We start from the raw sequence: 10,025 nt of genomic DNA on the forward strand, positions 1-10,025 counted from the left end.
CGCGCTCGTGCACGAGAGCCAGGAGGTCGGCCTGGTGGTGGTCGGTGCGCACACCGGTCCGGTGCCCGCGGACCCGGTCGCGCTCCGCTCGATCGCCGCGATGACCTGTCCGGTCGCGATCGTGCCGCATCACCTGGTCGCCGCCGCGGAACCGAAGCCGCGGCCCCGCCGACGGCGTTCCACTCCCGCCGGTACGAGCGTGCCGACGCATTGACATGGCCGTGCCGCGGGGCTACCGGCGCAGGGCGCTCCCTGCGGACCTGCTCGCCGGAGCCACCGTGGCGGCCTATCTCGTTCCGCAGTCGATGGCGTACGCCCAGCTCGCCGGGCTGCCCGCGGTCACCGGACTCTGGGCGATCCTCGCCCCGCTCGCCATCTACTTCTTCCTCGGCACGTCGCGGCTGTTGTCGCTCGGCCCCGAATCCACCACCGCGTTGATGACCGCGGTGGCGATCGGCCCGCTCGCCGCCGGTGACCCCGCCCGGTACGCGACGCTCGCCGCGTTGCTGGCGATCCTGGTCGGGCTCGTCTGCCTGGTCGGCTGGCTGGCCCGGCTCGGGTTCCTGGCGGACCTGTTGTCCAAGCCGGTCCTGGTCGGTTACCTGGCCGGGATCGCGGTGATCATGATGACCAGCCAGCTCGGCCGGGTGACCAAGACGACGGTGAGCGGCGACACCCCGCTGAGCGAGATCGTCTCAGCCTTGCGGCAGATCGGCAGCTGGGATCCGGCGACCGTGGTCCTCTCCGTCGGAACGCTCGTCCTGCTGCTGGTCGTGGCGAAGTGGTGGCCCCGTGTCCCCGGACCACTGGTGGTGATCCTGCTGAGCTCGGTTGTGGCCGCGGCCGTCGGTCACGGTATCGCGGTCGTCGGTGAGGTGCCGTCCGGGCTGCCGGTCCCCGAGTTGCCGTCGTTGCGGCTGGACGATCTGCGGCTGCTCGTCCTTCCCGCGGTGGGCGTCGCGCTGGTCGGGTACACGGACACCGTCCTGACCGGGCGGGCGTTCGCGACGCATCGGCGCGAACGGATCGACGCCGACCGTGAACTGCTCGCGCTCGGAGTCGCCAACGTCTTCACAGGACTGCTGCGCGGTTTCCCGATCAGCAGCAGCGGTAGCCGGACCGCTGTCGCCGAGGTGTCCGGAGCGAAGAGCCAGGTGTACTCGCTGGTGGCGCTCGGTTGCGTGATCGCGACTCTGTTGTTCGCTGGTCCGTTGCTGGCCACGTTCCCCGTCGCGGCGCTGGGTGCGTTGGTCGTGTTCGCCGCCCTGCGGCTGATCGAGGTCGCCGAGTTCCGGCGGATCGCGGCGTTCCGGCGGACCGAGGCGGTGCTCGCGCTGGCGACCACGGCCGGGGTTGTCGTCCTCGACGTCCTGTCCGGGGTCCTGCTGGCCGTCGGCCTTTCCGTACTCGACGTCCTGCGGCGCGTCGCCCGGCCGCACGACGGCATCCTCGGCCTCGCGCCCGGCGTCCCCGGCATGCACGACCTCGACGACTACCCGGACGCCCAGACGGTTCCCGGGCTGGTCGTCTACCGGTACGACTCACCGTTGTTCTTCGCCAATGCCGAGGACTTCCGCCGGCGGGCGATGGCCGCGGTCGACGCCGCCCCGACGCCGGTGCGCTGGCTGCTGCTGAACGCGGAGGCCAACGTCGGCATCGACAGTACGGCGGTCGACGCGCTCGACGCGGTCCGGCGGGAGCTGGCCGACCGCGGCATCGTGCTCGCACTCGCCCGGGTCAAGCACGACCTGCGCGACGACCTCGCGGCGGCCGGGTTCCTCGACCGGCTCGGCCCCGACCGCGTCTTCTACACCTTGCCCACCGCCGTCCAGGCGTTCCACCAGCAGAACCACCCGTCCCCGACGGAGAACAGGAGCTGACCATGTCCGGGACCGCACGCGCACTCGTCGTCTACGAGTCCATGTTCGGCAACACCCAGCGGATCGCGGCCGCCATCGGCGAAGGACTGCGGCCCGCGTTCGAGACCGAGGTCCTCGCCGTCGGGCAGACGCCGCGGACGCTGCCCGGCGACGTCCGGCTGCTCGTCGTCGGCGGACCGACGCACGCGTTCGGGATGAGCCGGCCGTCGACGCGGGACCAGGCCGCCGCCCAGGGCCCGATGGTGATGCCGGCCACCACCGGGGTCCGGGAGTGGCTGGAGATGCTCGGTCCGCGCCGGACCGAGACGGTCGCCGCCACCTTCGATACCCGGGTGAACAAGGTCCGCCGGCTGCCGGGCTCGGCGGCCCGCGCCGCCGCCCGCCGGTTGCGGCACCAGGAGTACGAGGTGATCGCCGCGCCGGCCAGCTTCTACGTCGGCGACATGACCGGCCCGCTCGACGAGGGCGAGGTCGACCGGGCCCGCAAGTGGGGCGAGCAACTGGTGATCGCCCAAGGTTCCCGCCCCGCCGGCGCCACCCACCACCACCGCCGCGGCCACTAGATCAAGGCGGTCAGCGGGGGCGTTGGCCCCAGGGGACGAGGCGTCGGCCGGTGACGGACTCGGCGCCGAGGCGGATCAGGTGGTGGTCCAGTTGCGGCGCCCAGGACCGCAGCGGCAGCGAGCGATCGAGTACTGCCGCCTCATCGGCCGGGACGACGGACAGGTGACCGATCACGGTCACGGTCCAGCCGAGATGCCGGTCGGCGTCGAGCTCGTCCACCTCGAACCCCACCACGTCACCACGGACCGCGGCCCGGTACTTGTCGCCCGGACCGGTGGCGATCACGATCGTGTCGCCGTCGAGCAGGAAGTTGACCACTCGGACAGCGGGCAGCCCGCCCTTGGAGAACACCAGCCGACCGACCGGCACCGTCATCAGCAGCCGCAGGCATTCCGGCGGGTCGAGGATCTCCAGTCCGGCCGGGTCGAAGGTGCGAACGGTGTCCATCAGGCGCTCCCGGAGCTCGGGCGGCCTACGCTGAAGACAGGCCGGGGTGCACGGAGGGGGACGAGATGACCGTCAAGGTGTTCCTGCTCGACGACCACGAGGTGGTGCGGCTCGGGCTGCGCCAGTTGCTGGAGGCCGAGCCCGATCTGGAAGTGGTGGGCGAGGCCGGGACAGCGGCCCACGCGGTCGCCCGGATCCCGGCGTTGCAGCCCGACGTCGCGGTGCTCGACGTGCGGCTGCCCGACGGTGACGGGATCTCGGTCTGCCGGGAGATCCGGTCCTCGATGGACCGGCCGCCGGCCTGCCTGATGCTGACCTCGTTCTCCGACGACGAGGCGTTGTTCACCGCGATCATGGCCGGCGCCGCGGGGTACCTGCTGAAACAGGTGAGCGGGACGGATCTGGTCGGCGCGGTGCGGCGGTTGGCGGCGGGGGAGTCGCTGCTGGATCCGGCGATGACGACGGCGGTGCTGGAGCGGCTGCGCCATCCGGCCGAGGAGGACGCCGACCCGCGGTACCAGTCGCTGACCGAGCAGGAGCGGCGGATCCTCGACGAGATCGCGGCCGGCAAGACCAACCGGCAGATCGCCCAGTCGATGTTCCTGGCCGAGAAGACGGTGAAGAACTACGTCTCCGGGCTGCTGCGCAAACTGGACATGGAGCGCCGGACCGAGGCGGCCGTGTACGCGATCGAGCGGGCCAAGCGCCGCCCGCGCTGATCCACTCCGTCCCGCGCTGTCCATCGAGGCCCATCCTCCGCTCTCCGACTCCTCGATCGAACCAGCGGCCGGAAGGGCGAAACAGAGTCCGATGGCCTCCCCGGTTCGGGACCGAGGACCCACCCCCGGCGGCGCCCCCGTTTCCTGTCCGGCCGTCGCGGTTACCGGTTCGCGGACGAGAGGAGATCGCGATGAACGCAGTGGAGCCGGTCGGCCTGGTCCGACTCGACGACACCGACCTGGTGCTGGCCCGGAGCGAGGACGACGTCCGCGGGGTCACCGTGACCGATTCCGGTGGTGAGGAGATCGGCAAGGTGAGTTCGCTGTTCGTCGACGCCGAGGAACGCCGGGTCCGGCTGGTCGAGGTCGCCTCCGGCGGCTTGCTCGGCCTCGGCAAGGAACACCGGCTGATCCCGGTCGACGCGATCGTCGACGTCACCGAGGAGAAGGTGGTGGTCGGCCGCACCCGGGACGAGATCGCCGAGGCGCCCGGCTACGACCCGGACCTGAAGGAGGCCCAGCCGCCGCAGTACTACGACGAGCTGTACGGCTACTACGGCATGTCGCCGTTCTGGTCCGCGGGCTACCGCTCCCCGAACTACCCCTTCCGCTGACCCTCGGGCGAGGATCCCTGGCGCGTTGGTGCTCACTGCTGTAAGTTCGCTTGCGCTCATGAACATCAACGCGCCGAACTTCGTCGTCGTGATGACGGACGACCAGGGAGCCTGGGCCACCGGGGCAGCGACGCCGGAGCTGCGGACGCCGACGCTCGACGCGCTCGCTGCCGGCGGCCTGGTGTTCGAGAACTTCTTCTGCGCGTCCCCGGTCTGTTCGCCGGCCAGAGCATCGGTACTCACCGGCCGGATGCCGTCCGCGCATGGCGTGCACGACTGGCTGCGCGGCGACAACGACGGCATCGACACGACGGGAATCTCTTATCTGCAAGGGCTGACGACCACTCCGGAAGTACTGGCCGCCAACGGTTACGTCTGCGCCCACTCCGGCAAGTGGCATCTCGGGGACGCCCGGTCGGCGCCGCCCGGGTTCTCCCACTGGTTCAGTCACCGGGACGGCGGCGGACCGTACTACGGGGCGCCGGTGATCGACGGTGGGACCGAGCGGAGCGAACCCGGGTACGTCACGGACGCGATCAGCGATCACGCGGTCGCGATGGTGGGCGAGCTCGCGACCGGCGACCGGCCCTTCTACCTCCAGGTGAACTACACGGCCCCGCACACGCCCTGGTCCTCGGAGAACCATCCCGCGGACCTGCTCGACCTCTATCGCGACTGCGAGTTCCCGAGTGTGCCGCGGGAACAGCGGCACCCCTGGTTCGACCACGTGAGCGCCGAGTTCGACCGTGCGCAGGTCGATCCGCGGCCGGCGCTCCGTGGGTACTGCTCGGCGCTGAGCGGGGTGGATCGCGGCGTCGCTCGCGTCCTCGCCGCGCTCGAGGCCGCCGGGGTCCGGGACGACACGTACGTGATCTTCACGTCCGACGACGGGTTCAGCTGCGGGCATCACGGCTATTGGGGCAAGGGCAACGGGACCTGGCCGCTGAACGTGTGGGACCCGTCGATCCGGGTGCCGTTCGTGGTCAACCGGCCGGGCCACGTCGCGCCCGGTGTGGTCCGGACACCGATCAGCGCGGTGTCGATCCACCCCACCTTGGTCGAGCTCGCGGATGCACCGTTGCCGCCCGACCCGCTGGCGGCGGGGACCTCGTTCGCGCCCCGGATCCTCGGGACGGAAGACGTGCCCGCCGAGCCGGTGCTGGTGTTCGACGAGTACGGCGGGACACGGATGATCCGGACCGCGACGGAGAAGTACGTGTGGCGGCACGACGGTCCCGAGGAGCTGTACGACCTGGTCGCGGATCCCGGCGAACTGGTTGACCTGAGCAACGACCCCGCCTCGGCCGATCGGCGGGCCGCGTTGCGCGGGCAACTGGCGGACTGGTTCGCGGCGCACGCCGTCGGGGAGTACGACGGGGGCGCGCGACCGGTCACCGGTCTCGGCCAGCGGAGTCCGGTGTGGACGGACCAGGCGGACGCGGACCGCTATGTGTGGACCGCGAAGCGACGAGTGGAGACCGAGTGACCGACCGGCCGAACCTCCTGCCACGGCGGAGAAGGGTCAGCCGACCTTGGTCCACGGATGGGTGGACCAGAGGAACTGGTCGTGCGGGTTCATCGGCAGCTCGGGTTCGAGGGTCAGGTCGCCGTCGGCGTTCTCGGACACGGTGAAGGTGAGCACGCTGATCCCGGCCGGGCGCGGCCAGAAGAACGTGATCCGGTGGCCCTCGACGAGGTAGCTGCCGCTGCCCTTCTCGATCCGTGCGTTCCGGTGCAGGGTCCAGGTCTGTGGGCCGAGCGTCATCGTGAAGATCCACGGCATCGAGGCGAGCTTGCCGGGGTCGCGGTCGAGGCTGGTCCCGAGGGCGAGCGCGTCGTCCTCGGTCAGCGTCCAGCGGTACACCCCGGTCAGCGCGGTCGCCGGTCTCGCGGCCGGCGGATCCTCGGCGCGGGCCCGGGTACAGGCCGGCGGGATGTCGACGTCCTCGGCCGGTGTGGCGGCGTCCTTGAGCTGCCGGATCCGCCCGATGGTTGCCTTGGTCAACGGATCCCGCTCGAGCTCGCGGTACACCCCGACGAACGCGCGGCGCAGGTCGGCGAGCTGGGGCTGGGACGCGGTCGCGAAGAACGCGACCGACCCGCAGAGGTCGTGCACGTACTGCGCGTCGTTGTCGGCGAGATCGAGCGACCGCTGGACCGCGTCGGCCGCGGCGGCCCGGATCCAGGAGCGCTGCCGGCCGGTCAGCTGGGCGAACCGTTCCGAGCCGGCGATCAGGGCGAGCGTCTGCGGCCACAGGTTCACGTTGACGGTGACGTACCGGGCCAGGTTCTCCATGCCCTTGTCCTGGTACGTCCGGAGATTCTGTGCGAGCCCGCTCGCCGTGCCGGCCACCAGCGCCTGGTCCAGGGCCTCGCAGCAGAGTTCGACCGGGGTGGCGCCGAGGGCGAGGATCGAGGTGGCGTGCAGTTCGGACCGGGCGGACTGGAAGCCGATGCCGGCCCAGTCGCCCGGATCGAGCAGCGGCTGCCTGGTCCCGACGGGTTTCTGCAGGCCGTCGGCCAGGACGGCGAGGCCGGTGACCTTCAACGTGTCGAGCGGGCTGAGCAACTGCTCCGGCAGTTCACTCTCGATCACCGCGCGCTGCACCGGGTAGCTGTCGACGAGCATCGGGGCCGTCAACGCCTGCAGGCTCCGGACGCCCAGGGTGTCGAAGACGCGGGTGCCGACCCAGCCCAGATCGGCCTTCCCGCCGGCGACCGCGCGGACGACGCGTTGCTCCGCGCTCGGCCGGGAACCGCCCCAGCCGTTGACGATCTCGACCTTGAGCCGATGCCCGGACCGTTGTCCTACCCGCTGGGCGAAGTACGCGACGGCCGGTTCGTCCTCGAGACTCGGGTCGGCACCGGCCAGCCGGAGCACGATCGGAGCACCGTGACCGCCGGCCTTGTCGCCGCTCGTGGTCCCCCGCAGGCAGCCGGTCAACAGGCTCGCCAGAACTGCGGCGGCGAGCAGGCGCCGCAGGATCGCCGTCATGACCTCCCCCCTCCCGCAGGTCACTTCTTCGACCATAAGCCCGTCCGGCGGGTGTGGCCGCCGCAGTGTGCGCAGGCTGGTGCGGTGCGAGGATGAAGAGGTGGGACCCACTTTGCTGGTCGTGGACCACGCGGCCTTCCGGTCGGCAGCGCGGTCGCTGCCGCAGGCGGACGGGTTCGACGTCGTCGAGCTCACCGGCGACTCCCTGCGCGCACTGGTCTTCCGGGATCCCTGATGTACCGGCCCGGTCCCACCGCCCCGATCCTCGGCCTGGCGGTGGGGCTGGGCTCGGCGCTGGTGCTCGGCGTGCTCTCGGAGTGGGCCGTGTACTCGTGGGACGAGCCGCAGTTCTGGCTCCCCGATCTCGTCGTCGGCCTGGTCTGGATCGCGTGCGGCCTTCGGGTGTGGAACGCGAACCGCGGTACGGCCGCACTTTCCGTGGCCGTCGGAGTCACCTGGTTCCTCGGCGGTGTCGTCCCCGGCGGCCTCGGCTGGCATCGCGGGCCGCTGGTCCACCTGCTCGTCGCGTACCCGGGATCACGGCCGCGCACCCGCCCCGGACGAGTGGCCGTCGGGATCGGGTACCTGGTCGCGATCGTGCCGTCGCTCTGGCGGAACAACGTGCTCACCATCGTGCTCGCGGTTGCCCTCGTGGCGGTCGTGGTCCACGAGCGCGTCGGGTCCGTGGGCCGTACCCGGCGCCGACGGACCCGGGCGCTCCAGGCCACGGTCGTCCTGGCCGCGGTGCTCGTGACGGCCGCGGTGTTGCGGATGACCCCGGCCGAAGGTGCGACGGTGCTCCCGATCCTGCTGACCTACGAGGCCGTGCTCTGCGGGATCGCGGTCGCGTTGACGCTCGACCTCGGCCGGACGGGTTCGCCCGCGGTGACCGACCTGGTGGTGGAGCTGGGGGAGACCACCTCGGGCACGCTGCGGGACACGCTCGCCCGGGTCCTCGGCGATCCGAGTCTGCGGCTCGGGTACTGGTCCGACGACGCGCACACCTACCTGGACGACCGTGGATCCGTCGTCCGCCGGCCTGGTCCGACCCGGACGGCGACCGCGATCGCGTCCGACGGGCACCCGCTCGCCGTGCTGGTCCACGACCCGGCCGTCCTCGCGGATCCGGCGCTGGTGGAGGCGATCGGTACCGCGACCCGGCTCACCGCGTCGAACGTCGCGCTGCAGGCCGAGGTCCGCGGCCAGGTCGACGAGCTGACCGCGTCCCGGCGCCGCCTCGTGGTCGCCGCCGACGAGGAACGCGCTCGCCTGGTCCAACGGCTGGAGCACGGCGCCGAACACCACCTGCAGACCGTGCTCGCGAGGTTGCGGACCGCGTTCCAGGATCCGCCCGACGAGCATGTCGCCAGGGCGATCGACCACCTGGACCGGACCCTCGCCGAGCTCCACGAACTCGCCCGCGGCCTGCATCCCCGCGAACTGGCGGACGGACTCCGGCCCGCCCTCGTCGCCGTCGCCGAGGCGAGCGCGGTCCCGGTCCGGCTCACCGTGACGGACGCGAGGTTCCCCACCGAGGTGGAGGTCGCCGCGTACTTCGCGTGTACGGAGGCGCTCGCGAACGTCGCCAAGCACGCCGAGGCGTCGAGCGCGTCGGTGGACGTGAGCCGGCAGGACGGTCAGCTGGTGATGGTGATCGCCGACAACGGCACCGGCGGCGCGAACCCGAGCGGTACCGGCCTGACCGGCATCGCCGATCGGCTCGCGGCCTTCGGCGGACGGCTCACGGTCGATTCCCGGCCGGCCACCGGGACCCGCCTCACCCTGACCATCCCGACCGGCACGACCGTGGGGGAGGAGCCGTGATCGGCGACGCCACGCTCGCGCGACTGCTCCGGGGTACGGGGCTCGCGGCGTTGGCGGCGTACGTCGTGCTGACGGCGATCGCTCTCACCGAGCGCGGCGACACCGTGACCAGTTACGCCGCCGTCTCTCCCGTCGCGGCCGTGGCCGCCCTCGTCCCTGGGGTCGCGCTGATCCTGGCCGGGGTCCTGATCCGGACCTCGCCGCAGGACGACCCGGTCGCGTTCCCGTTGCTGCTGGCCGGGGTGGCCTGGCTCGCACCGATCTGGATCGGCCGCCCGGACGGTCCGGCTGTCGTGCGCAGCCTCGGCATGGTGGTCGCGCCGTTCCTGCTGCCCGCGCTCGTCCACCTCGCCGTCGGGTTCGTGGACGGCACGCCCGGCCGGCATCGCCAACTGGCCGGCACCGCCTATCTCGTCACCGCGGTGATCAGCCTCGGCCAGGCGGCGGTCCGCGATCCCTTCCTCGACCCACGGTGCTGGACGAACTGCACCGACAACGTGTTCGTGCTGCACGCCGATCCCGTCATCGCCGGCGGACTCGACCAGCTCTGGGTCGCCGCGACGGTCGTGTTCGGCGGCGCGATCGTGGTGATCACCCTGACCCGGCCCGCCGGGACCAAGGGCTGGTCCGCGTTCTGGCCGGTCTCGGCCGGGATCGCGGCTGCCGGCGCCGCCGAGGCGACGTACGCGGTGGCGTTGGTGGTGCGGCCGGTGGAGGACCCGGCGGTACCGATGTTCCTCGGCCTGTTCCTGGTCCGCGCGGCCGCGCTCACGGTGGTCGGCGGCACGTTGAGCTGGATCGTCCTCCGCCGCCGGCACCGGCGCCTCGCAGTCGCCCGGCTGGCCGGCGAACTCGGGGCCACGCCACCCCTCGGCGGCTTCCAGAGCGCGTTGGCCGCCGCCCTCGGCGACGCCGACCTCGAGGTCCGGTACTGGCTCCCGCACGCGCAGCGGTACGTGGACGCGTCCGGTCGGCCGTGGAG

Annotated in this window: 11 protein-coding genes; 9 read left to right on the forward strand and 2 right to left on the reverse strand. The window is 72.0% G+C overall.

Going from position 1 to position 10,025, the window contains the following annotated elements; genetic code table 11:
* The 3 genes from FB561_RS38145 to FB561_RS37585 all read left to right on the forward strand — a co-directional run.
* Positions 1-214 (forward strand): hypothetical protein (locus FB561_RS38145; RefSeq protein WP_202881046.1); only part of this gene is annotated, 214 nt, incomplete at its 5' end.
* A 1-nt stretch (position 215) separates the two neighbouring features.
* A complete protein-coding gene (locus FB561_RS37580; RefSeq protein WP_145814883.1) occupies positions 216-1,880 on the forward strand; it encodes a SulP family inorganic anion transporter in 1,665 nt (554 codons plus the stop codon).
* Positions 1,881-1,882: 2 nt separating this feature from the next.
* On the forward strand, positions 1,883-2,443 hold the full coding sequence (locus FB561_RS37585; RefSeq protein WP_145814884.1) for a flavodoxin family protein: 561 nt from the start codon (positions 1,883-1,885) through the stop codon (positions 2,441-2,443).
* Between the two features lie 10 nt (positions 2,444-2,453).
* On the opposite strand, the gene FB561_RS37590 is transcribed toward FB561_RS37585, so the two are convergent.
* Positions 2,454-2,891 carry a pyridoxamine 5'-phosphate oxidase family protein gene (locus tag FB561_RS37590; RefSeq protein WP_202881047.1) on the reverse strand — a complete coding sequence of 146 codons (438 nt, stop codon included), beginning with the start codon at positions 2,889-2,891 and terminating at the stop codon, positions 2,454-2,456.
* Between the two features lie 65 nt (positions 2,892-2,956).
* On the opposite strand from FB561_RS37590, the gene FB561_RS37595 reads away from it, so the two are divergent.
* The 3 genes from FB561_RS37595 to FB561_RS37605 all read left to right on the forward strand — a co-directional run bounded on the left by FB561_RS37595 (position 2,957) and on the right by FB561_RS37605 (position 5,710).
* Positions 2,957-3,610 (forward strand): response regulator, encoded by a 654-nt coding sequence (locus FB561_RS37595; protein WP_145814885.1) that lies wholly within the window; start codon positions 2,957-2,959, stop codon positions 3,608-3,610.
* 191 nt (positions 3,611-3,801) lie between these two features.
* Positions 3,802-4,224 carry a PRC-barrel domain-containing protein gene (locus FB561_RS37600; RefSeq protein WP_145814886.1) on the forward strand — a complete coding sequence of 141 codons (423 nt, stop codon included), beginning with the start codon at positions 3,802-3,804 and terminating at the stop codon, positions 4,222-4,224.
* 58 nt (positions 4,225-4,282) lie between these two features.
* Positions 4,283-5,710: a sulfatase-like hydrolase/transferase gene (locus FB561_RS37605; RefSeq protein ID WP_145814887.1), complete on the forward strand. Its 1,428-nt coding sequence runs from the start codon at positions 4,283-4,285 to the stop codon at positions 5,708-5,710.
* Between the two features lie 36 nt (positions 5,711-5,746).
* Here FB561_RS37605 and FB561_RS37610 read toward each other — a convergent pair whose 3' ends face one another.
* A complete protein-coding gene (locus FB561_RS37610) occupies positions 5,747-7,219 on the reverse strand; it encodes a TRAP transporter substrate-binding protein (RefSeq protein WP_170284973.1) in 1,473 nt (490 codons plus the stop codon).
* 100 nt (positions 7,220-7,319) lie between these two features.
* Here FB561_RS37610 and FB561_RS39095 point away from each other — a divergent pair, with 100 nt between their 5' ends.
* The 3 genes from FB561_RS39095 to FB561_RS37620 form a co-directional block, all read left to right on the forward strand.
* Positions 7,320-7,454, forward strand: coding sequence for a hypothetical protein (locus FB561_RS39095; protein WP_272952602.1), 135 nt, complete (start codon positions 7,320-7,322; stop codon positions 7,452-7,454).
* Positions 7,454-9,043 (forward strand): sensor histidine kinase, encoded by a 1,590-nt coding sequence (locus FB561_RS37615; protein ID WP_170284974.1) that lies wholly within the window; start codon positions 7,454-7,456, stop codon positions 9,041-9,043. Before FB561_RS39095 ends, FB561_RS37615 begins: the two co-directional genes overlap by 1 nt.
* Positions 9,040-10,025: hypothetical protein (locus tag FB561_RS37620; RefSeq protein ID WP_170284975.1), on the forward strand; the 986-nt coding region annotated here is incomplete at its 3' end. The genes FB561_RS37615 and FB561_RS37620, both read left to right, overlap by 4 nt.

The organism is Kribbella amoyensis, assembly GCF_007828865.1.
GTDB classification, from domain to species: Bacteria; Actinomycetota; Actinomycetes; order Propionibacteriales; family Kribbellaceae; genus Kribbella; species Kribbella amoyensis.

Bases quoted from the DNA above. Each gene is read 5' to 3' on its own strand.
- FB561_RS37615 (WP_170284974.1), top strand. From the start codon at position 7,454: ATGTACCGGCCCGGTCCCACCGCCCCGATCCTCGGCCTGGCGGTGGGG.
- FB561_RS37595 (WP_145814885.1), top strand. From the start codon at position 2,957: ATGACCGTCAAGGTGTTCCTGCTCGACGACCACGAGGTGGTGCGGCTC.
- FB561_RS37585 (WP_145814884.1), top strand. From the start codon at position 1,883: ATGTCCGGGACCGCACGCGCACTCGTCGTCTACGAGTCCATGTTCGGC.
- FB561_RS37600 (WP_145814886.1), top strand. From the start codon at position 3,802: ATGAACGCAGTGGAGCCGGTCGGCCTGGTCCGACTCGACGACACCGAC.
- FB561_RS37610 (WP_170284973.1), bottom strand. From the start codon at position 7,219: ATGACGGCGATCCTGCGGCGCCTGCTCGCCGCCGCAGTTCTGGCGAGC.
- FB561_RS37580 (WP_145814883.1), top strand. From the start codon at position 216: ATGGCCGTGCCGCGGGGCTACCGGCGCAGGGCGCTCCCTGCGGACCTG.
- FB561_RS37605 (WP_145814887.1), top strand. From the start codon at position 4,283: ATGAACATCAACGCGCCGAACTTCGTCGTCGTGATGACGGACGACCAG.
- FB561_RS37590 (WP_202881047.1), bottom strand. From the start codon at position 2,891: ATGGACACCGTTCGCACCTTCGACCCGGCCGGACTGGAGATCCTCGAC.